General features: G+C 40.5%; 22 protein-coding genes. 19 read left to right on the top strand and 3 right to left on the bottom strand.

What is annotated here, in order from left to right; genetic code table 11:
* Positions 1-77 precede the first annotated feature (77 nt).
* From PSE72_RS12930 to PSE72_RS12895, 8 genes are all read left to right on the top strand, one after another.
* A complete protein-coding gene (locus PSE72_RS12930; protein ID WP_109912654.1) occupies positions 78-983 on the top strand; it encodes a LysR family transcriptional regulator in 906 nt (301 codons plus the stop codon).
* 78 nt (positions 984-1,061) lie between these two features.
* Complete coding sequence (locus tag PSE72_RS12925) at positions 1,062-2,060, top strand: 3-oxoacyl-[acyl-carrier-protein] synthase III C-terminal domain-containing protein (protein WP_198641674.1); 999 nt, start codon at positions 1,062-1,064, stop codon at positions 2,058-2,060.
* A complete protein-coding gene (locus PSE72_RS12920; RefSeq protein WP_115168003.1) occupies positions 2,057-3,064 on the top strand; it encodes an NAD-dependent epimerase/dehydratase family protein in 1,008 nt (335 codons plus the stop codon). Before PSE72_RS12925 ends, PSE72_RS12920 begins: the two co-directional genes overlap by 4 nt.
* Positions 3,058-3,861, top strand: coding sequence for an MBL fold metallo-hydrolase (locus tag PSE72_RS12915; protein ID WP_115168004.1), 804 nt, complete (start codon positions 3,058-3,060; stop codon positions 3,859-3,861). The genes PSE72_RS12920 and PSE72_RS12915 overlap by 7 nt, the downstream gene beginning before the upstream one ends.
* Complete coding sequence (locus PSE72_RS12910; RefSeq protein WP_198641754.1) at positions 3,855-5,135, top strand: F390 synthetase-related protein; 1,281 nt, start codon at positions 3,855-3,857, stop codon at positions 5,133-5,135. The genes PSE72_RS12915 and PSE72_RS12910 overlap by 7 nt, the downstream gene beginning before the upstream one ends.
* On the top strand, positions 5,132-5,746 hold the full coding sequence (locus tag PSE72_RS12905; RefSeq protein WP_110731645.1) for a phosphatase PAP2 family protein: 615 nt from the start codon (positions 5,132-5,134) through the stop codon (positions 5,744-5,746). Before PSE72_RS12910 ends, PSE72_RS12905 begins: the two co-directional genes overlap by 4 nt.
* Positions 5,739-6,863, top strand: a complete 1,125-nt coding sequence (locus PSE72_RS12900) for a sterol desaturase family protein (protein WP_115168005.1) — start codon at positions 5,739-5,741, stop codon at positions 6,861-6,863. Before PSE72_RS12905 ends, PSE72_RS12900 begins: the two co-directional genes overlap by 8 nt.
* On the top strand, positions 6,853-7,956 hold the full coding sequence (locus PSE72_RS12895; protein ID WP_110731644.1) for a fatty acid desaturase family protein: 1,104 nt from the start codon (positions 6,853-6,855) through the stop codon (positions 7,954-7,956). Before PSE72_RS12900 ends, PSE72_RS12895 begins: the two co-directional genes overlap by 11 nt.
* Positions 7,957-7,990: 34 nt before the next feature.
* Here the strand turns inward: PSE72_RS12895 and PSE72_RS12890 are convergent, their stop codons facing one another.
* Positions 7,991-9,310 carry a polysaccharide deacetylase family protein gene (locus PSE72_RS12890; protein ID WP_115168006.1) on the bottom strand — a complete coding sequence of 440 codons (1,320 nt, stop codon included), beginning with the start codon at positions 9,308-9,310 and terminating at the stop codon, positions 7,991-7,993.
* A 328-nt stretch (positions 9,311-9,638) separates the two neighbouring features.
* Between PSE72_RS12890 and PSE72_RS12885 the strand changes: the two genes are divergently transcribed.
* From PSE72_RS12885 to PSE72_RS12875, 3 genes are all read left to right on the top strand, one after another.
* On the top strand, positions 9,639-10,751 hold the full coding sequence (locus tag PSE72_RS12885) for a mandelate racemase/muconate lactonizing enzyme family protein (RefSeq protein ID WP_004907900.1): 1,113 nt from the start codon (positions 9,639-9,641) through the stop codon (positions 10,749-10,751).
* Between the two features lie 249 nt (positions 10,752-11,000).
* A complete protein-coding gene (locus tag PSE72_RS12880) occupies positions 11,001-12,311 on the top strand; it encodes an MFS transporter (RefSeq protein WP_042851501.1) in 1,311 nt (436 codons plus the stop codon).
* 165 nt (positions 12,312-12,476) lie between these two features.
* Positions 12,477-13,211 carry a Crp/Fnr family transcriptional regulator gene (locus tag PSE72_RS12875; RefSeq protein ID WP_227024198.1) on the top strand — a complete coding sequence of 245 codons (735 nt, stop codon included), beginning with the start codon at positions 12,477-12,479 and terminating at the stop codon, positions 13,209-13,211.
* Here the strand turns inward: PSE72_RS12875 and exuR are convergent, their stop codons facing one another.
* Positions 13,212-13,973, bottom strand: coding sequence for a transcriptional regulator ExuR (gene exuR / locus PSE72_RS12870; RefSeq protein WP_115168008.1), 762 nt, complete (start codon positions 13,971-13,973; stop codon positions 13,212-13,214).
* 237 nt (positions 13,974-14,210) lie between these two features.
* Here exuR and PSE72_RS12865 point away from each other — a divergent pair, with 237 nt between their 5' ends.
* From PSE72_RS12865 to PSE72_RS12835, 7 genes are all read left to right on the top strand, one after another.
* Positions 14,211-15,704, top strand: a complete 1,494-nt coding sequence (locus PSE72_RS12865) for a UxaA family hydrolase (RefSeq protein ID WP_115168009.1) — start codon at positions 14,211-14,213, stop codon at positions 15,702-15,704.
* Positions 15,705-15,928: 224 nt separating this feature from the next.
* Complete coding sequence (locus PSE72_RS12860; protein WP_109912662.1) at positions 15,929-16,780, top strand: MurR/RpiR family transcriptional regulator; 852 nt, start codon at positions 15,929-15,931, stop codon at positions 16,778-16,780.
* A gap of 187 nt (positions 16,781-16,967) precedes the next feature.
* Entirely contained in the window at positions 16,968-17,399 is a 432-nt protein-coding gene (locus tag PSE72_RS12855) for a PTS sugar transporter subunit IIA (protein WP_109912663.1), read from the top strand.
* 9 nt (positions 17,400-17,408) lie between these two features.
* Entirely contained in the window at positions 17,409-17,882 is a 474-nt protein-coding gene (locus PSE72_RS12850; RefSeq protein ID WP_109912664.1) for a PTS system mannose/fructose/N-acetylgalactosamine-transporter subunit IIB, read from the top strand.
* 46 nt (positions 17,883-17,928) lie between these two features.
* Positions 17,929-18,720: a PTS mannose/fructose/sorbose/N-acetylgalactosamine transporter subunit IIC gene (locus PSE72_RS12845; RefSeq protein WP_004907885.1), complete on the top strand. Its 792-nt coding sequence runs from the start codon at positions 17,929-17,931 to the stop codon at positions 18,718-18,720.
* Positions 18,717-19,547: a PTS system mannose/fructose/sorbose family transporter subunit IID gene (locus PSE72_RS12840; protein ID WP_115168010.1), complete on the top strand. Its 831-nt coding sequence runs from the start codon at positions 18,717-18,719 to the stop codon at positions 19,545-19,547. The genes PSE72_RS12845 and PSE72_RS12840 overlap by 4 nt, the downstream gene beginning before the upstream one ends.
* 13 nt (positions 19,548-19,560) lie before the next feature.
* Positions 19,561-20,604 (top strand): tyrosine-protein phosphatase, encoded by a 1,044-nt coding sequence (locus tag PSE72_RS12835; protein ID WP_109912665.1) that lies wholly within the window; start codon positions 19,561-19,563, stop codon positions 20,602-20,604.
* Between the two features lie 194 nt (positions 20,605-20,798).
* Here the strand turns inward: PSE72_RS12835 and araD are convergent, their stop codons facing one another.
* A complete protein-coding gene (gene araD / locus PSE72_RS12830; protein ID WP_115168011.1) occupies positions 20,799-21,497 on the bottom strand; it encodes an L-ribulose-5-phosphate 4-epimerase in 699 nt (232 codons plus the stop codon).
* Between the two features lie 455 nt (positions 21,498-21,952).
* Between araD and PSE72_RS12825 the strand changes: the two genes are divergently transcribed.
* Complete coding sequence (locus tag PSE72_RS12825) at positions 21,953-22,765, top strand: DeoR/GlpR family DNA-binding transcription regulator (protein WP_004907878.1); 813 nt, start codon at positions 21,953-21,955, stop codon at positions 22,763-22,765.
* The last annotated feature ends 118 nt before the right edge of the window (positions 22,766-22,883 follow it).

The raw sequence follows: 22,883 nt of genomic DNA, 5'->3' as shown, positions 1-22,883 counted from the left end.
TAAAGTCAATGACACGCCATAGCATTCATAATACAAATACTATGGCGTCTTCTACTATTAGGAACTGGCTAACCATCATGGATACTCGACTACTCCGCGCATTTATCGTTCTTGCAGAAACAAAAAATTATCGCGAAGCTTCATCACGTTTATATATTAGCCAGCCAGCCTTAACGAAACAAATTCAATTACTTGAAAAACAACTAGAGATGACTCTGTTTGAGCGTGGACGTCATGGCGCTGTATTGACTCCACACGGTAAAATACTATTTCCCTATGCACAGCAAGTGCTTGCTCACACTACTGAGCTTTTACGTCAATCCGCAATACTTCGAGAACAACCTCCTGTAAAACTAACTGTCGGATTTGGCATATCAACATTTCACGAAGCGTCCTTATTTGTTGCACGGCTGCGTGAAAAACTCCCTGATATTCCAATTCAGCTGGATGACATGCCTTCTCACGAAATGGAGAAACAGCTACAAACTCATGAATTGCATATTGCTTTTACTCGCCAATTTGCATTTAAAAACACAGATAGCTTAGTGAGCAAAGCATTAAAATTTGAAGTACTTGCTTTAGCCGTCGCACAAAAATCGGCGTCTCGATTATCAGTTAAGGAATATCTAACTCATTTTCCTTTATTATTGTTACGCGCAGAACGTGGCTCAAAGCTTCATCAACAAATTCAGCGCTACCTAAAATATGAAAGCTTATTAATTACGCCTTCTCAGGAAGCAAATGATATTCAAACATTAATTGCACTCGTCGCCGCTGAGGTTGGTGTGAGCCTCTTACCCTATAGTGCAAAAAATATCAGCTCAAAAGACATACGTTTTATTCCGATTCAACATTGTGAACATGCCCAATGGCGGATTGATGTGGTATGGCAGGCTTCATTACCTAAATTATGGCAAAACACCATCCATGAATTAATTGATGAAGTTTATGGAGCATTCTCAAGAGAGAGTGAATCAGAATAACTCCGTAATTCCTATATATTAAACATTTGAACTCTGATATTTATTATCATTATCATCGTAAGATAGGCACATATTGATATGTCTGGTAACCAGTCAATAACTCCCCTTAAAATTATCGCTTCTGGTGTGGCACTTCCTGAGCATAAAATTCTCTCGTCCATGCTGGATGAAAAGTTAAATAAACCAAAAGGGTTTGTCGAAAAGCATTCAGGCATCGAATATCGCTTCCATGCAAGTCATACTGATTCACAAGCCCTTTTAGCCGCCCAGGCGATTCAAAATGCATTGCAGGCGAACCATATCCCACCAAACAGTATTGATATGTTGATTAATGCCTCTGCTATCCCAGTGCAAGCGCTACCGTGTTCAGCAGCGCATATCCTTGAGCAATCGAATTTAAACCAAGGAATTGCCTGCTTTGATATCAATTCAAGTTGTATCAGCTTTATCACTGCGTTACAGATTGCAGCGGGGCTATTAGCCACCAGCGCTTATCAACGCATTGTGATTGTTTCTGCGGATATCGCCTCGCGCGGTATTGACTGGCGGGATAAAGAGTCATCACTGATTTTTGGGGACGGTGCTGCTTGTGTTGTCGTGGAAAAAGGAGATGGAAATAGCGGAATTATTTCTTATACCCACACCACACATACTGCAGGCATTGATTTTTGTGAAATTCGCGCAGGTGGTACAAGATGCAATCCGCGCTCGGGTATGACCGATGATGACTTTCTGTTCCACATGCAAGGGAAAAAATTGTTTCGCCTCGCGTCTTCTTTGATTGAAGGTTTTATGCAACAGGTTTTCAATGAATCGGGTTTACAGCTCAAGCAAATTGGTACCGTGATCCCACACCAAGCGAGTCACCTTTCTTTAGAGCATATGCGCCAACGTGTCGGGGTAACAACGGAACAATTAGTCGATATCTATAAACATCGAGGGAATCAGGTTGCGGCCTCCATCCCTTCTGCATTACATGAAGCCATTATTACAGAACGTTTCTATGAAAAACCCAGTGCCATGTTAATCGGTACTGCTGCTGGGTTAGCGCTGTGCGCCATGGTATTAGTGCCATGAAAATATTGGTAACAGGCGCAACAAGTGGCCTGGGACGCAATGCTAGTGAGTACTTACTTGAAAGAGGCATTGATGTGGTCGCTTGTGGGCGAAACCAACAAGCAGGAGAACAACTAAGTCAATTAGGTGCAACATTTATTGCTGTTGAATTAGCTGAACTCACCGTTGAAGAAGCGAAAATGCTCATGGCGGGTTGTGATGCTATTTGGCATTGCGCCGCCCTTTCTTCGCCTTGGGGAAAACGCCAAGATTTTGAAAAAACAAATGTTCACGCCACTCAAATATTGGCTATCGCAGCAGGGGAAGCAAAAATCTCACGCTTTATCCATATTTCCACCCCTGCCATTTATTTTAATTTCACCCACCAGCAAAATATTCACGAGTCCACGGTTAATAAACATTTCGCTAACCAATATGCCAGAACAAAGTATTTAGCCGAAACCATGATCGAGCAATGCGTTAGTCAATTTCCGGCAACTCGTTATACTATTTTGCGCCCTCGTGGCTTATTTGGTCCTCATGATCGTGTTTTGCTACCGCGTTTGCTCACCCAAATAAAATCACGCAAGGGAAAACTGGTGTTACCTAATGGGGGAAATAACCATTTTGACCTCACCTATGTGGGAAATGTGGTTCACAGCATGCAGCTGGCGACGTTCAAAGAAACACTCCCTAACGGAGCCATTTACAATATTACCAACCAACAGCCACAAGCACTAAAAAAGACATTAAATCAATTGTTTAATGAACTTAATTTAGAGTGCGAAATTCGTTCAGCCCCTTACCCTTTGCTGTATGCTATTGCCAGTCTATTAGAAGTCATTGGCCGTTTAACGGGAAAAGAGCCATTACTCACACGCTATAGCCTCGGTGCAGCCTATTTCACCATGACATTAGATAACCAAAAGGCACAGCAAGAGCTGGGCTACTATCCTTTATATAGTATGCAACAAGGTGTTCATTTGACCGCAAAATGGCTGAAAAAACAGGAGAACCCATGCTAACTATTCATCAATATGAAGTGGGTTATTGCACACATCCGGGCTGTGTCGCGTTAAAAGGCGCCAGTTTTAAATCTTGTAAATTTCCAGCAAGGGCATGGCTGATAGAGGATGAACACCAATGTTGGTTGTTTGATACCGGGTATGCCACTCATTTTTATGATCATACGCGCCATGGCATTATGCGGCTATATCGAGCAGTCACTCCAGTGTATTTCGAAAGCAAAGATGCCCTTGTCAATCAATTGGCTAATGATGGCCTAAAACCTAATGATATCAATGGTGTGATTTTATCTCATTTCCATGGTGACCATATCGCTGGGCTACGTGACTTCCCTAGCATCCCCATTATTTGTTCGGGGGATGGCTGGGCTAAAACACGCCCTTTGACTGGGTTTGCTGCATTGAAAAATGCCTTTGTCAGTGGACTATTACCAGATGACTTCGAACAACGCACTGTATTTTATGAAGGTTTCCCCAAGGTGGCGCTACCAAATGAATTGCAAATTTTAGGCGAAGGCTATGCAGTTAATCAGCAGAAAACCTTACTCATTGTCCCGCTCCCTGGGCATGCCGCTGGGCATATTGGTTTGTGTGTACTAACTAACTCAGGCTGGATATTGCTCGCAGGTGACGCAGCATGGTCTCCCACAAATTACCGAGAATTGCGTGGCCCTATGGCAATTGCCAATATCATTATGGATGATAAGCAGGCTTATTATGAAACACTAAATAAATTACATGAAATTGATAAGCGCAATGTGGTTATCCAACTGTGCCACGAAGGGGATTTATTGTGATCCTTTCGATGCTTTGGCATTACTGGCGAGCTCGTCATTTAACGTTTCGTAACCGTGGCGAACTGGAAGCTTATCAACAAAAACGTTTAGCGCATTTTAAACGCAAAGTATTAGCGAAAAGCCCCTATTTTCAGCGGTATATCAATCAGACATTATCTAATTTCCCCATAATGAATAAACAAATCATGATGGATAATTTTGATGAGATGAATACCGCCGGGCTGTTAAGCCAAACACTTCTAGAATGTGCGCAAAAAAGTGAGCAATCTCGGGATTTTGCCCCTAAAGTGGGGCGCTACAGTGTCGGGTTATCCTCTGGAACTTCGGGCCGTCGAGGCCTTTTCGTTGTCAGCCCAGAAGAACAAAATGTCTGGTCTGGCAGTATGTTAGCTAAAATGTTACCCCAAGGCCTGTTTAATGGTGAGCGTGTTGCTCTGTTTTTACGCGCCAATAATAACCTGTATGAAAGTGTCAATAACCGTTGGATTTCACTGCGGTTTTATGACCTTTTCTCGGATTTTGACCTGCAACTCAGCGCTCTTGAACAATATCAGCCTTCGATTATCGTTGCGCCAGCCCAAGTGTTATGTACGATTGCTGACGCCATCAGCCAGCAGAAAATTCAATTAAATGTACAAAAAGTGATTTCCGTCGCTGAAGTACTAGAACCTCATGACAAACAAAAATTACAGCGTTGCTTTCCCCATGTAGGGGAAGTTTATCAAGCAACAGAAGGGTTTTTAGGCTGTAGTTGTTCTCATGGTACTATGCATTTAAATGAAGCTTTTGTGCATATTGAACCTAATTGGCTTGATAATGACCGCTTTTCACCCATTATCACGGACTTTACGCGCAAAACACAGCCTATCGTACGTTATCAACTCGATGATGTTTTAGTGGTGAAAAATACACCTTGCCCTTGTGGCTCTCCTGAAATGGCGATTGAACGTATTGAGGGTCGCTGTGATGATTTGCTTCAACTTCCGGGCTATAACGGCAAAATGGTGACTATTTTTGCAGATCCCTGCGCGCGGGTGATTGTGAATCACTTGCCTGTTACTGCTGACTTTCGCTTAACCCAGCAAGGCAACGCATTATATTTACAGGCTGAATGTTCTCCTACAGAGCTATCTCTCTGCCAGCAACAGCTAACACGCTATTTTACAAACCAACATGTTGATATTTCTCAATTAGATTGGCAATTATCCACTGCCACTATTACACAAACACTCTCCGTTAAAAAGCGACGTATAACCCGTAAGGAAGCGAAATGAATAGCAGAGAATTATTCACTCGCTTTATCTATTGCCTACTCGGTTGGGGAACCGTTGGCATTGTTTATCAATATACCGGGCAAGTGACTGGGCAAGCTCATGTTTTATCACCCAGTGAGCTGGATAATGCCGTCCCATTTTCACCCGATGCCATCTGGCTTTATCTCTCCTTTTTTCTGTTTATCCCACTTGGGTATTTTCTCAGCCCTCTAAAAAAAGCTTACTCACTCATGTATGCCATGCAGCTCTGTGCGCTGGTTTCTGGGGCAGTCTATTTGTGGTACCCCACGACTATGCTGTACCACGACTACGATTTATTGGCCTTATCTGGGCAGGCTTTGTCTGCTTTGATTAATATTGATAGCCCACAAAATTTATTACCTTCTCTACATGTCTCATTGACTCTCATCGTGCTCAATGCATTATGGTCAACACAACAAAAATTTCGCACGGTTTTAGCCGTTATTTGGGCGATTGCTATTTGTACCTCGGTATTGGTGCTAAAGCGCCATTTAGTTATTGATGTGGTTACTGGTGCACTCACCGCTTGTGGTGCATTACTGATTGTTCACACAGCGAAATTTGTCTTAAAGAGAAACACTGATGAATGAATTAACCTTTCCGATTGTTTTCATGTTAGCGGTCGTGGTCGCAGAAGGTTTAGTGATCGCCAAAACGCAAAAAGGAACCGTTAGCTGGCAAGAATTGGTGTTCAACCTGAACTCTGGCCATATTATGTTGTGGTTATTTAGAGGGTTAGAAATTTTTTGTTACGGCTTTGTCGTGACCCACTACTCATTCAACCTCGTTGAAAACTGGCCAACCGCACTGGTGTGGGTGTTTGCGATTTTTGCTTGGGACTTTGGTTTTTACTGGCTACACCGCTTGCACCATACCTACCGTGTTCTATGGGCCGTTCATGTGGTTCATCACCAAGGGGAGCACTATAACCTATCATTAGGAGTGCGTAATTCGTGGTATTCATCACTGACATCAATCCCATTCTTTATGCTACTGGCACTAATGGGGATTCCCTTAGAGGTGTTTATCACCGTTTCAATATTGCACTATACTATTCAATTCTTTAACCACAGTGCGCTGATCCCGCGTTTGGGTTGGTTGGAGAAATTTATGCTAACGCCACAGCACCATAGAGTTCACCATGTGAAAGAAGGGCATTATTCCAATCGCAATTTCGGGGGCAGTTTTATTTTTTGGGACAAACTGTTTGGCACATTTTCCAAGTTACCTGAAACTGAACACCATTTTGGTATCAAAGGCGCTCCCGCTTCTGAAAACCCGTTTATTGACAGCAACTTACCTTTTTGGCGTATCATTAAACGCCGTAGCCAACCCAAAGCAAAACCCGCACCATTATTTCGCGTAAACCAAATCGCATTAGTAATGGGAACACTTCTCCTATTTAGCTTGGTTATTGGTTACGTCTATATTTATGGTTATGGTTATCAAGGTACAACCCAACAGCAAGTGGTTTTATTTATCTTATTAGCCTTAGGTACCGTAGCTCTATCGGGTATTTCAGATGGACGTAAAATTGGCCTGATGAGCTGGTTTTTCATCGCTTGCTTGCTACTAATTTGTATTTTATTTATTTGGCAATGGACAACCCCGTTTTGGGTTATTTTTACCAGTGCACTATGGCTGCATAGTTTGTTAATGTTACTTGGTATAGGCCGAAAACCCATACAGGTGCGAGATGTTCCCTGAGCCGCTAAGGCCACTAGGCTACCAACACCGCCATGATCAAGCGTTCCAAAAAGCATTGAACATGGCCGCTAAACACTATTTACAACAGCGTGCTGATCATCGGTTCGCTGACTTACGTTTTTATTTAAAAAGTCTAGTTTTAATTTTGTGCTGCCTAGGCAGTTACGGCATAGCATTATGCGCTAACACGTCTTGGGCATTTTTTATTTTTTACCCTCTGTTTATCTGTTTCGCATTATTATTAGCCATTAATCTCGTTCACGATGCTTCCCATAATGCAATTTTCAAGCAGGCCAAAGCCAACTATTGGCTCAATTTTTGGGTCACTATTCCGTTGGGCTTAGATCCTGAATGCTGGCGCGTCAGGCATATTATTTTTCACCACGCTCACACCAATATTCGCCATTATGATTTAGATATCGAAGAAAATTTTGTCTTACGGCAAACGCCTTATCAGCGCTGGTACCCGTTTATGCGGGCTCAGCATCTGTATTGGCCATTAATTGCCGCAATGACTTTCCCTGCACTCATTTGGTTCTTTGATTGGATGGATAGATTTCATTTGACGCGCGTCGCCCCTCATATGCGCCATCAAGGCCGTCGTGGTATTGGAGCATTTTTATTGGCTAAGTTACTGCATTTGATTGTGGCGATAGTCATACCCGCTTTTGTTATCACTGATATCAGTTTAGCGATCTTGCTACTCACTTACTTATTTAGCCAAATGTTAGCCTCTCTTATATTTGTTGTATTGATACTTGGCACCCATTGGGCGAAAGCGACTTTTTATACGCCCCCCAAAGAAGGCAATATGCCGCATGGTTTTTATACTCACACTTTTTCAACCACTTATGATTGGCAAACTACACCTCGTTGGTTAACTTATTGGTTAGGTGGATTAAACTTACATCTTACACACCATTTATTTCCCAATTGGAACCACCGCCATTACCCTGCCCTTGCTAAAATCATTGAGCAAACTGCCAAGCAGTTTTCGATGGATTATCATTGTATTAGCGCGAAAGAATTGTTTATTTACCAACAGAAGTTTTTAAAAGAAATGGGAAAGGGTAAGCAAGCGGATGAACACTGAGCCAAACACCCCAGTGCTTACTTCGCTATATTGATTATCTATCGATAATAATATTTTGATTTATTACGCTTTTTTCACTATTTCCAACCATCTGAGCAAATTTCTCTAATGGGTCAGTCCGAAAAGCATACAAACGTTTGAGGGCAAATGGGTTATCCCCTAATTTGACTTTTCCTTGAATGGTTGTCAGTGCTAAATGTAAGCCAGCTTTTCCCCCCGCGTCCATCGCTGCGGAGTTATATCCACCAAAAGGATAGGCTAAATAGCGTTGTTCCGGTTCGAAGCGACTCAAAATTTTCATCGACCGTTTAAAGTCCAACATAATGGTATGTTCTTTCCGGCTAAATAAAATTGGTGAATTATGGTTATCTAAACGATGCAAAAAGTGAGTATGAGATTGGATGTTAAAAACGTCTCGGCTATCTTTAATTTCTTGCTTACTCATAAATTGTAAGCCATCCGCTGACCATTTTTGTGGCTGCGTTTTAATCCGGGAAGAAATAATAAACAGCGTTGCTTGCTGGCGGTTATGCCTTAAAATCGGTAATGCATAGCGATAAACTGACTTTAAACCATCGTCAAATGTCAACACAACAGCCTTACCCGGTAGATTTGCAGATTTATTTAAATAATCTTCCACATCAGCAAGCGAAAGGGTTTGATAGCCCGCTTGTTTTAAATAATTCATTTGTTCGCGAAATGCTTCCACCGATGTCGTGGTGGATGTTTCACGAAAATGCTTATTTTCATTGTCTTTGAGAATATGGTGATAAGTTAAAATCGGAATGCCTTTATCCAACGAAACATCATCTAAACGCACATAGCCTAGCCTATCCCCAATACGAATGGTTAACCATGCCGTTTTTTCACCTGTTTTATCCGTTTTAATCATTCGCGCTAACACAGGATAACGCAGGTTTTCCCATAAAGAGGCTATTTGCTTACGATTACTTTGAGTTGAGTTGTATACCGCTGCTTTTTGGTGTGTGACTAAATAATCATAAATGGGATTTTGTAAGTCATTTAGCCTATCTACTTCAGGTACATAGCGCGGCTTTTTGTTAGAAAATGATATCGTTTTCACAAATGCGTAGTCATTGCCAAACTGCATCGCACAATAATCCCCTGAGGGAGAATAAGCGTAAAACCCGTGTTCTGCGTTCAGTTCTGCGACAGCGCGCATTTCTCCAGCAATCATCGCAAAAATAATTTCAGGCTGTTTTGTTTGAATTAGCTTGGGAGGGATGTCTGCCAACTGCCAATCATCTGTATTATTGACGATTTCAGAAGCCATAGATTGAGGGAGATAGCTCGTAAATAAAATACACAGTAATAAAAGTAATCGTTTAGACATTTTTCATCCGCTATAACGCTGGGTTTCCGCAATTATTCTAAACCTACTCTAGATTGAACCCCATACCCCAATAAAAATTTTTATTGTCCCACTCTCATTATTATCACGAAAAATAATACTTAAAATGTATGGTTGTTATCTTAACCCCTTAAGTTGTTATACCAATTTAGATATTCCATCGTGATCTATCATACAAAATAAAGAGATCTAGCTCATATTTATCAGTAAAAGGCGCCATCAAGGCACAATCTGTAAATCATTTGACAGTTTAATCCATTTCCCACTGCTAGATTGGCATTCAACCACCTTACAACACCTGGGAACAACAATGAAAATAAAAGAAATTAGTACTTTTATCATGCACGTACCTGTCACTAATGACCTAATTGGTGACTCAACTCACAGTATTACCCATTGGGGAATGCCGGGTGTCATGATCAAAACAGAATGTGGGTTAGTCGGCTATGGCCACACCGGAACACACGCCGATATCACTACCGACCGGTTAATCACCACCATTATTGAAGATGTTTTCGGTCCAATGTTACTCGGTGAAGACCCAACAGAAGTACGTTATTTGCATCGAAAACTCACTCGCAGCTCAACCAATATTTGGGTTGGTCGCGGTGGTTTAATGCAAATGGCAATTTCTGCCATCGACATCGCCCTTTGGGATCTCAAAGCTAAAGCCGCAGATCAGCCGTTATGGCAACTGTTTGGCGGTTCAAAACACAATAAAGTTAACGCCTATAACACCGACTGCGGTTGGTTAGTGCGTAGCCAAGAAGACTTAGTCGATGATTGTAAAAAAATGATCTTCGAAGAAGGCTTCAAAGCAATAAAAATGAAGATTGGCAAACCAGACCCACGCGAAGATCTACAACGTATTGAAGCGGTTCGCCACGCAATTGGCGATGATATCGACTTAATGGTAGATGCGAATGGTAAGTGGGATATCAGTATAGCCAAGCAATATGGCCACCGTTTAAATGATTTTAATATTAAGTGGTTTGAAGAGCCGTTGTGGCATGATGATGTCGCCAGCCATAAACAACTTGCCGCTTATATGGACACACCTATCGCATTAGGTGAATTACTTTATCACAATGATTCGTTTAAGGAATTTGTCTTGGCAGGTGCCGTTGATTACTTACAACCTGACGCCACACGCTGTGGTGGTTTAACAGCAGTATGGGAAATTGCTGATTTAGGTATGGCCTTTAATTTACCGGTGACACCACACCATGGCGATATGATGCAGGCACAATTGCATCTGGTCATGGCGCATCCAGCCTGCTCTTTACTAGAATTCATTCCTTGGACACTGGACTGCTTTGTTGACCCGGTCGAAGTTATTGATGGTGTTTATACCACACCAACCGCGCCTGGGGCAGGTACAACGTTAAAACCTGAAGCATTAGCTAAATTTAACGTGAAATAATGATCATTCCCTTTTTCAATATTTCATTTCTAACAACATGAAAAAGGGAAATTAATAACAAGAATTATTCATTTTAAATTACTTATTTACACTCTAAATAATTCATGATGCAGCCAACAACACTGCAACTTGAAGTATGGCGAGTATTTTAGCTCTATACTCTACTCTGCTGGTTATTCAGCGGCGGGCTAAACACATAATAAAAATGAATAGATAACATTACTATCTTACAAAAAACTGGGGTGAACCATGTCCACCAATACGGATCATTTATCATCGGCTACCAGCAAAGCAATACGAAAAATAATACCAATGGTGGTATTAATGTTCATATTAGCTTATTTAGACCGTTCTAATATTGGTTTCGCAAAACAAGAGTTTCAGTTAACGACTGGGTTAAGTGACGCTGCATACGCATTTGGCGCAGGGATCTTTTTTATCGGCTACGCATTGTTTGAGGTACCAAGTAATATTCTACTGTACCGCATTGGTGCCCGAGTATGGCTATCGCGCATTATGGTCACATGGGGGCTAGTCTCTGCCGCCATGATGTTTGCCCATGATGAAACCACCTTTATTGTGCTGCGCTTCTTGCTTGGTGTCAGTGAAGCTGGCTTCTTTCCGGGGGTTATTTTGTATTTAACCTTCTGGTTCCCACAAAATATCCGTGCACGGGTGACAGGCTACTTCTTATTTGGTGCACCACTGGCATTTATCATTGGGGGCCCATTATCAGGCTCACTCCTGTCGCTAGAAGGAACTTCATTTGCCTTCGGTTTATACGGCTGGCAGTTAATGTTTGTCGTAGAAGGCTTATTGGCATCTATTGTCGGGATTTGGGTATTCTTTTACCTTGATGACCGCCCAGAAAAAGCCAAATGGCTGACAGCTGAGGAAAAAAATGCACTTTCCGCTAAATTAGCCTTGGAAGAAGATGCCAAAGCAGGTCATAGTCCAAAAGGCGCCCTGAGAGCATTATTAGATATGCGTGTTCTCTACCTGTGTCTGATTTGGTTTACCGTTCAAGTCTGTGGTTATGGTATTTATTTCTTCTTACCAACCCAAATTGGTACGTTATTAGGCAGTAAAGTCGGCATACTTGTAGGCTTTGTCACCGCCATACCACCACTGTGTGCAGCCATTGCAGTTTACTACGTTCCTCGTATTTCAGAACGTCTAAAAGAACGCCGTAAAGTTGCTGCCATTACCTTTATGTTAGGGGCTGCAGGGATCGCTGTTTCTGGTTTATTCGATAGCATTCCAGTTATTGCCATTATTGCGTTATGTGTCGCAGCAGCAGGCCACTTAGCTATGCAACCTCTGTATTGGAGCTTCCCATCTGCATACTTAGGCGGTACCGCTGCAGCATCAGGGATCGCCCTGATTAACTCTGTGGGTAACTTAGGTGGCTTTGTGGCACCAAACTTAAGAGTGTGGGCTGAAACCACCTTTGAGTCTGCCCGTGCAGGGCTCTATTTTATCGCTTTAGTCGCCTTTATCGGTGGTCTGTTGATTCTGACATTAAGAAGATTAGGTATTGAAAAACGATTTGAAGATTAATTAATGATCTTTTGAATCCCTCCCGAGCCGCAATAAATGGCTCGGGTTTTCTATTACTCTATTTCTTATTTGTGAGGTTTACTCGAATATTACGGCGGTTCATGATTGAACATAACCCTACCAAATGTCATGATAAAGTTAGCTAATCATGCAGGGAGCATTCAGATGAACATTGCGGTACAAAACAGTCAATTAGTTCTAACGCATGAAAATATTCTTGAAATATTAAAAACAAATAGTTGGTTTAGTAACTTACCCGATTATTTAATTTCCATCTTAATGACATGCGCCACATTACGCTTCTATCCTGATGGTGAAATGGTCCACTATCAAGGTGACCCTGCACGTGGTCTATATGCGGTGATTCAAGGCTCAGTAAAAGTGAGTTCGATATCCTCAGATGGTCGTGAATGTGTATTTCGCTATCTTTCACCTGGCAATTGGTTTGGCGAAATTGCCATGCTAGATAAGTCAGCGCGCACCCATGATGCTAAAGCAATCAGCCCAACCATTTTACTGACGATATCACCGAAAGATTTAGCCATGATCTTGGAAAAGCACCCCGTTTTTTACCAATTTCTGAATATTTTGCTCTGCAAAGTGATTCGTAACGCCTTTACCATTATCAATGACAGCGCCTTATTGTCTGTTTCCGCCCGGCTGGCCAAGCGCTTATTGAGCTTAGCGGAAGGTTATGGTGAACCTCATGAAAAGGGGATTCAATTGAGCCTATACCTGACACAAGATGACTTGGCGACCATCATTAATACCACACGGCAAACCATCAATAAGCGTTTAGTTGCATGGGAAAAACTCGGTTGGATTGATGCAAAATACGGGAAAATTATTTTAGTTAATCTCCCCGCGCTGAAGCAGATCTCTGAGGATGATGAAGAATAACTAGCTGTTATCATCCATCGTTGGGCTATCTGCGAAGAAGTAGCGATCCATAGTGAATTCAAAGTCATCACTGGTCGCATTGAACAACATTTTTTTGGTATTTTCCAAATGTTGCCACATGGCTTGCCGCGCCCCTTTCGGGTCTCGACGCGCTAACGCCTGTAAAATTTGGTCGTGCTCATCACACCAGCTCTCAATCGAACGGTTATCAATGTGCTCATGAAGCTTGAGCCAGTAAGGATTACGTAAGCGTTGGCTCCACATTTGCTCAACAATCACCACCATCGCACTGTTATGGGTCGACGCGGCAATTTGCATGTGAAAAGCGAGATCCCATGTTGAGTCGCGAAAACGATCCTCTTTACGAGCATGCTTTTGAATATCAACCAATTTTAAAATATCTTCTTTCGTGGCTTGGCTCGCGGCAAATTCGGCGATGTGGCTTTCAATCAGTTGCCTTGCTTGTAATAGCTCAAATGGCCCACAACGACTAAATTCTAATCCGGTTTCTGTATTGACTGAGTTATTAGACCGATTACTGATGACGTGTATGCCAGATCCTTTACGTACATCCACATATCCTTCCACTTCTAACATAATGATAGCTTCACGGATCACCGTACGGCTCACCTTCATTTCATCAGCAAGTAACCGTTCTGCAGGCAATTTAGTGCCAACTGGGTATTCATCATTTTCGATGCGTTCTTTGACCAGAGCCGCAACTTGTTGGTATAGGCGCGGTTCACTCTCTTGTGAGCTCATTATTTTCTCCTTTCATATAACAACCCGACTCATTGGCCACTAATGCCTCACAGTATAACGAAATTTTATGGTGATGGGTTAAATAGAAGTTCACGGATAAATAAATTCCAATAAATTGGTATAACATCTTTAAAAGTTATAAACCAGATCGTATAATGTTTGAAATTTAGACAACCCAAAAATCGACACTAAGCAGCCGATCGCACTGAATCCGATTTTCAACCCAGAGAATGCAATATGATAAAAGATATAATAAAAATACATCCGAATGACAATGTCGCCATTACCTTAATCGATAGACTCTCGGGTGATACTGTCAGCGTTGATGGCCAATCCGTGGCATTAAAGCAGGACATCGGTCGCGGCCATAAAATTGCTCTAGATACGATTGAAGCGGGTGAAAATATCATGAAGTATGGCGCGCCTATCGGCCACGCAACAACGAAAATAACCGTTGGCGAGCATATTCATACACACAATATCACCACCAATTTAAGTGCCTTAAATGACTATGAATACCACCCTGAACACAACATAATTACCGCTACACGGCCGGATCCAGATGTGCAAATCTATCGTCGAGCAAACGGTGATGTCGCGATCCGCAATGAAATTTGGGTGATCCCAACCGTTGGCTGCGTGAATGCACTCGCTAGAAAAATGATCGAGCGCTTTAATAAACAACATCATGGTGCTTCTGATATTGATGGCGTTTATCTGTATAACCATACTTTAGGATGTTCCCAGCTCGGTGATGACCATTTAACAACGCGTACTATTTTACAAGATATGGTTAAGCACCCTAACGCAGGTGGTGTTCTAGTCATTGGTTTAGGCTGTGAAAACAATCAAGTAGCCGCCTTTAAAGAAACATTAGGTGACTATGATGATGAACGCGTGAAATTCATGGTATGCCAACAATTAGATGATGAAATTGAAGCCGGTGTCGAGCACCTTAATACGCTTTATCAATTCGTACAGCAGGACAAACGTGAAGCAGGCAAACTGAGTGAAGTGAAATTTGGCCTTGAATGTGGTGGATCTGATGGGCTTTCAGGCATCACCGCTAACCCACTGTTGGGCTGTTTTTCTGATTTTTTAGTCAGCCATAACGGAACCACGGTGTTAACGGAAGTCCCTGAAATGTTTGGCGCGGAACAAATTCTAATGAACCACTGCCATGATGAACCGACGTTTGAGAAAACGGTCAATATGATCAATGACTTCAAACAATATTTTATTGCCCATGACCAGCCAATTTATGAAAACCCATCTCCAGGGAATAAAGCCGGTGGTATTTCGACACTCGAAGAAAAATCCCTCGGCTGCACACAAAAAGCAGGCACTAGCCAAGTAATGGATGTTTTAAAATACGGAGAGCGCCTGACAACCCCAGGGTTCAACTTGTTAAGTGCACCGGGTAATGATGCCATTGCGACCAGTGCCTTAGGTGCAGCAGGCTGTCATATGGTGTTATTTACAACCGGTCGCGGCACACCATACGGTGGCTTTGTTCCCACCATGAAAATTGCGACTAATAATGAGTTAGCCGCCAAAAAACCCCATTGGATTGACTTCAATGCGGGTGCCCTATTAACAGGAAAATCCATGGATCAGTTATTAGATGACTTCATTCAGCTTGTTGTGAAAACCGTTAATGGTGAGCACACCAAAAATGAAATCAATGACTTTCGTGAATTAGCAATTTTCAAAATGGGCGTCACACTTTAAAAACAAACTATTCCCTATTGCTTAGGCCATCGTTAGGCAATAGGGATATCACTAACTATTTATATTTATTAATTTTCCCCTACCAACCTGACTTTCTAGCCTGAGCCATAAACCCATTTATCGTGACATGAACCCAATAAAGAAAAGTCACCATTTCCCTATTTTTAGGATATGGTAGGATCCGTTTCGTGATGGCAAATTTTAATTTATTAGCAGGGTAAATAATGATAGACCTAAAACTTAGAGAGGCCAGAGACAGCCTTTCCACCAAAGAAAAACAAGTCGCTGAGTACATTATTGCTAATAAGAAAAACATGCAAAGTATTAGCATTCAATCCCTTGCCCAAGAAAATAAGGTCAGTACCACAACTATTTTGCGCCTATGTCATAAGTTAGGCTACCAAGGTTTTAGTGACCTAAAAATTGATTTAATTTCATCGATTAATCACAAATCTTACGGCACCCTACTGCAAGAAGATATTGATATTAATGACTCGATGGAAACCGTTAATCACAAAGTAGGACTGATTGAAAAATCATCCATAGAAGAAACATGTGCTTTGGTTAATTTAAATGCCTTTAAGCAAGCAAATGAGTTAATTAGCAAGAGTAAAAAAATTGTAATTTATGGTGCTGGTAGTAGTGGATTAGTTGCAAAAGAATTTGAATATCAACTAATTAAAATAAAGAAAGATGTTAATTGTCACCTTGATTACAGCATTCAATTTAGTATCGTGAATACGTTAGATCAGAACGATCTTGTCATTGTCATATCTCATTCCGGTGAAAACCATGAATGTATCAAGCTACTCACCCTAGCCAGAGAATTGAAAGTTCCGACCATTGCTATCACAAAAATGGGACAAAGTTCAGTATCAACCTTAGCTGAGACTATCTTGCATACAATATCGACTGAAAATATTTCAAGGATCATCCCCATTCGCTCAAAAATATCCCAACTCACTGTAATTAATATGTTGATTACTAACTTATTTATCAAACAGTATGATGAAAGAATTCAAAAACAAATTAACACTCGTGCGGAACGCTTTACTCGTCTAAATAGCAATAACTGATCGGCTTTCTCCTTCTTAATATCGCCTATGTGGCTCTGAGTAGCCACTTCGATCTTGCTCACAAAAATGACCCATTGTAGAAAGCTCCCTCTTTTCATTCCTATTTTTTGTGATATTGTTACTTTAAAATAAATATATAAAAGTAATTTTATTACTAAAATAAAAAAGATAAATACAAGGGGAAAAAATGAGCTCTCAAATACCTATCATACTGGCTAGCCATGGGCCTTTTGCACAAGGATTATTGGAATGTGCTGAAATGCTGATCGGCTCGCAAGAAGATATCAGCGTGATTTCGATTCAAAGAGAAAGCAATATTAATGAGGTAAAAAAACATTTATTTGAAACATATCAGCATGTTAATAAAGGCAATGGCGTTTTAATTTTGGTCGATTTATTAGGCGGTTCTCCTTGCAATTTAGCCAGTGAGCTCGTTATTACTCAAAATGATGTCGTGCTGTACTGCGGAATCAACGTTCCGACTTTTCTCGAAATACTCAGCAACCGAGACCTTCCTTTACATGAACTTCATCAAGTCATTAATGATGTATTCCCTGATAGTTGCATTAATGTCGGTGAACAACTTAAACCATTAGCACAAAACGATAGCGAACTTTAGGAGAATCCCATGCCAATTAATGTTGCCCGAATTGATGACAGACTTATCCACGGCCAAGTTATTACTACTTGGGTTAAAAATTTTGATATTGAGCAGGTGATTATCGTCAACGACAAAGTTGCCAATGACACCGTTCAACAATCCGTTCTTACTATGGCGGCGCCACCAGATCTAAAAGTCGTCGTTTTTGGTGTCGATAAATTCATTGAAGTCTTAAAAAAAGCAGAAATTAAACGCCGCACTATGTTGCTGTTTACTAACAGTATTGATGTGAATAGGCTCGTCGAAAGTGGCTTAAAATTGGAAAAACTGAATGTCGGCGGAATGCGCATGCAAGAGGGCCGTCGTAATTTATCTCGTGCGGTTGCTGTGACACCAGATGAAGAACAAGCCTTTAGGTCGCTCATCAACAATAACGTTACTGTTGAAATTCAAATGGTTCCTAAAGATCCCATTGTTGAATTAAAAACATTACTCAATTAATTCATCTAATCATACTTATTTTCACTCAATAAGTGAGGAGCCTATTATGTTGGTAGAGGCCATTTTAATTGCGATTTGGGCAGGTATTTGCTCATTGGATGATGTCGGTCCGCAAATGCTAAGACGCCCATTACTCACCGGTACTGTGGCCGGTATTATCATGGGCGATATGGTTCAAGGGTTAGCCATTAGCGCCACATTAGAATTAATGTGGATGGGAATTGGTAATGTTGGTGCTTATTCTGCACCCGATATTATCGCCGGTTCAATTATTGGAGTTGCGCTCGGTATTGCTTCCAATGGCGGAATTGCAGCGGGTATCGCTCTTGCCGTACCTGTCTCTATTCTATGTCAGCAATTACTGATTATCTGGCGTTCTTTTGCTAGTTTTTTAAATGTCTGGGCCAGTAAATCCATTCTTGATGGCAACTACAGCGGCCTAACAAAAGTGCATTATTTCTCGACGCCACTGTGGTTTTTTATTCGTGCCATTCCCTGCTTTATTGCGGTTTATTTTGGTAGTGACTTAGTCAATAGCATATTAAATGCCGTACCTGAAAGTATTCTTACCGGTATGGGTGTCGCATCTAAACTGATCCCTGCTGTCGGTATCTGTATTCTGTTACTCATGTTGCTTAAAGGCAGAATGTGGTTTTTCTTTCTGCTCGGTTTTATGCTCACAACCTATTTAAAACTACCAATTATCCCAATTACTTTTATCGCTCTGGCATTTGCTGTGCTTTATGACATGGCATTTGCCAACAGCTTGCGCCAAACACCAGAAGAAAAAACAGCACCAACTTCCCATAAAAATGAAGAAGAGGAGTATGACCTATGAGTGAAATAACCACCTCTGAAAATAAAAAACTCACGAAAAAAGAGCTTAATGGTATGTTTTGGCGAATTCAAACCATGTCATTCTCATACAACTACGAAAAACTGCAAACAATTGGTTTTGCTCATTGTATGGTACCCGTTCTCGATAAACTTTATGAAAAAGCAGATCAAGAAACACGTATTAAAGCCATGCAACGCCACTTCGAGTTTTTTAATACACAAATTAACGCAGGTGCATTAATTCTCGGTGTCACCGCAGCATTAGAAGAAAAAACAACAGAAGAAGAAAAAGAGGCGGTCGTTTCTGTAAAAGCTGGTTTGATGGGGCCATTTGCAGGTCTTGGTGATAGCTTATTAAAATTTACATGGCTGCCCATTTGCGGCAGCATCGGAGCCGCATTTGCGCTGCAAGGTAATATTATCGGCCCTATATTAATGTTTATTCTGTTTAATATCGTCAATATCGGTACCAAATATTTCTTTATTCATTATGGCTATAACAAAGGCGTTGATTTAATCGAGCAATCGAAAAAATCAAATATTATTCAGCGAATTACTAATATAGCGAACGTTGTCGGGGTCATGGTCCTAGGTTCCTTGATAGCAACGACCGTTAAGCTTTCCACTCCGCTAACCATCGCCGTCGGTGAACAATCTATCAAAGTACAAGAGATGTTTGACAAGGTAATACCTAACTTACTCACCCTTCTCTTTGCACTCGGTATTTTCTTCCTTGTTCGTAAATTTCAAGGAAAACATACCGTTGCACTCATTGTTGCCATTATGGTTTTAGGTGTTGTTTGTTCCGTGTTCGGAATTTTAGGATGATAAAGGGAAATATATGGAAATCGAAGTCAACAGAGTGAATGAATCAACACTCGAAATAAAGTTTAGTGAAATTCCATCCTCTCCTCTGGCATTATATTGGACGGATAAACCTGATACTCAGGTTTATCCTGAGAATTTCATTACAGATAAATTAGAGAATACCATTACAGTTCAAGACCCATTAAATGCTAAACAACGCATCTATTTTATTTTACAAAATGCCAATGGACGTAAATTATTCGCTGAAAGAACATTACCTATTGAGGGATTAAATAACTTCCGTGATTTTGGGGGTTATACCACAACAGACGGAAAACAGGTGAAATGGGGAATGTTATACCGTTCCAACCATCTATTTAATTTGAATGAACAAGCGGTAAATTATATTTCCCATCTAGGGATTAACAGCATTATCGATTATCGTACTCAAAATGAAATTAATAAATCGCCCAATTGCCATGTTGGTGAAAAGAAAACCTACCATCTTGATGCAACGGCTCAAACTGCTGAATTAGCAGCACAATTTGCCGCATCACCAGATAATGAAGATAAAGCGTTAATCGAAAGTGTTATCCAGCATATTCCGAAAGAGATGATTAACGGCGATGGGTTACAAATATTAGAACAATATCGCCAATTTGTAGTGAGTGATAAGTCAAAATCCGCCTTTAAGCAAATGATAGAAGTCTTATTAGATAGTCATAATGCCCCAAATATTCAGCATTGCCGCGGCGGAAAAGATCGAACCGGTTATGGCGCATTACTGGTACTTTCCATGTTAGGTGTTCCGAAAGAAACCATTGTGCAGGACTATATGCTCACCCATTTTAACCGGCTTGAACGTAACGAAATTAAAATGGCAGGATATCGGAAAATAACTCAAGACAAAAATGTACTGGATTATTTACTTTCACTGATTGATACTCAAGAATCATTTATTATAGAGGTATTTAATACGATGGAAGAAATATCCGGCTCTGTAGAAAACTATATTAAAAATGAACTTAAATTCACAAATAATGATATTAAGCAACTTAGAGAAATATACTTAGTTTAAATAAATTCACTTGTTATATAAACAACCACAGGCTTAATAAAATAAACCTGAGTGATGGCTGTATTTAATAAATAGTAAAATAGCCACATAGCCTATTTATTGTGGCTATTTTATTGACGAAAAAATCCGTTATTGGTTATAAAATCAATAATTACTTTTGTTCGCCAGTTTTATTCAATGAATTTTTAACTGCTTTATTTTTGTCCGTAATACGCATTTTTACCGTGTTTACGTAAATAGTGTTTATCTAATAATACTTGTTGCATTGAACCTATTTGTGAACTTAATTGACGGGTAAATAAATTCATATAGGCAATTTCTTCTAATACCACGGCATTATGCACTGCATTATCGGGGCTTGTTCCCCAAGCAAATGGGCCATGGCTATTCACTAATACCGCTGGAATATCTTTTGCTGACAGCCCTTTTTCCTTAAAGGTTTCGATGATCACATGGCCTGTTTCTCTTTCATAATCCCCTTCAATTTCACTTTCTGTCATTTTACGGGTACAAGGGATTTCACCATAGAAATAATCAGCGTGGGTTGTCCCTAATGCACTCAATGGCTGCCCTGCTTGAGCCCAAATAGTGGCATGACGGGAGTGAGTATGAACAATACCGCCAATTTCAGGGAATGCTTGGTACAGCGCCAAATGCGTGTCAGTATCTGAAGAAGGTCGATATTTCCCTTCTACCACTTCTCCACTTTCCAACGAGACCACCACCATGTCCTCTGCTTTCATGGTTTCATAGTCAACGCCAGAAGGTTTTATCACCATTAACCCAGCTTCACGGTCAATACCACTCACATTACCCCAAGTAAAAGTTACTAGGTTATGTTTGGGTAAGGCGAGATTCGCTTCAAAAACCTGTTGTTTCAATTGTTCTAACATAACAACTCCCTAGCTTGCTAAAATATGCTTTAATATCAACAACAAAAATTTATTATGGTGATGTTTTTTGTGTGTTGATAACCTATATCTACCTATTAAGGTAAACAGATTTAGGCCATTTAAAAAGCACCTCACTTTACAAACTCGCAACAAAACAGCCTAACTCAGGCATAATCGGTCATACTCAGTCAAATAAAGTCACCACCAAGATGTGGTTAATTGACCGAGTTAGCCCAATATTTTTTGTTTATTGTGAGAAAAACAAAAAGACACCGCCAATATAGTGATATGAGTCTAATTATTATGTAATAAAATTATATTAAATTCATAAAATGAAGATCAAAGTCACTTTAATCGGCTTTGTTTTTTTCAAAAAGAGATTACTTGAATCCAATCACGACAAAAAAAAAGCAACACGGGCAGAATAAATATCGTGGAAATAATAGGAGCTAAATATGTTACAAGCCGAACGCCATAAATTAATATGTTCTCATGTTTCGCAGAATGGTTCGGCATTGGTACGTGATTTAGCTCAATTATGTCTCGTGTCTCAAGAAACTATTCGTCGTGATTTGACGACTCTTGAGCGAGAAAACAGGATCATCCGTAGCTTTGGAGGCGCGGTGGCCATCGACCAAGAAGAAATGCCGATGGTGAATGTTATGCCATCTTCGGTCAAACTCAGTCAAATGGTTGATGGCGCAGAGTCTTTTCGTAAAAGAACTGAAGAACATCCTGATGCCAAAATGAAAATTTCGAAGGCTGCACTAAAATTAATTCAGCCTGGTGACTGTATTATGCTAGATAACAGCAGTACTTGCTGGTTTCTAGCACGGCAAATACCCGATATCGACATCACTGTGGTGACAAACTCGGTCAAAATTATCCAAGCGTTGGCCTGCCGTGACCGAGTTCGTGTTATTGGTATTGGTGGGGAATATTCAGAACGTCATGATGATTTTCATGGCCCAATTGCAGAAAGTATTATTCGTAGCTTTCAGATAAAAACCTTATTTCTTTCATGCCAAGGATTCAATATCGAAAATGGTATTCGCGATGGCAGTGAAATAAACTCAAAATTAAAAAATATTATGTTACAGGTTTCTGAAAATAAAGTTTTGCTCGCGGATAATAGTAAATTAGGAAAGTATGCATTTAGTCAGGTTTGTACATTTGATGATATTGACGTATTAATTACAAACAAACTAAATGATAATAATTTTCAAAAACAATTCTCTAATCTTAAAATTATCGAGTGTGACAAATAATTTATAAAAATAAAAATTATATAGCTGTAATGTAAGTAAAAATAATAAGTTCCATTTTATTTTCTGTATTAAATAAGTGCAGGGATATTATTTACTCATAATTCCTAGCACTTAATTA

The organism is Providencia sp. PROV116, from assembly GCF_028482485.1.
GTDB classification, from domain to species: domain Bacteria; phylum Pseudomonadota; class Gammaproteobacteria; order Enterobacterales; family Enterobacteriaceae; genus Providencia; species Providencia rettgeri.
Note: the sequence above shows the minus strand (reverse complement) of the source record. Positions and strands in the feature narration are given on the sequence as shown.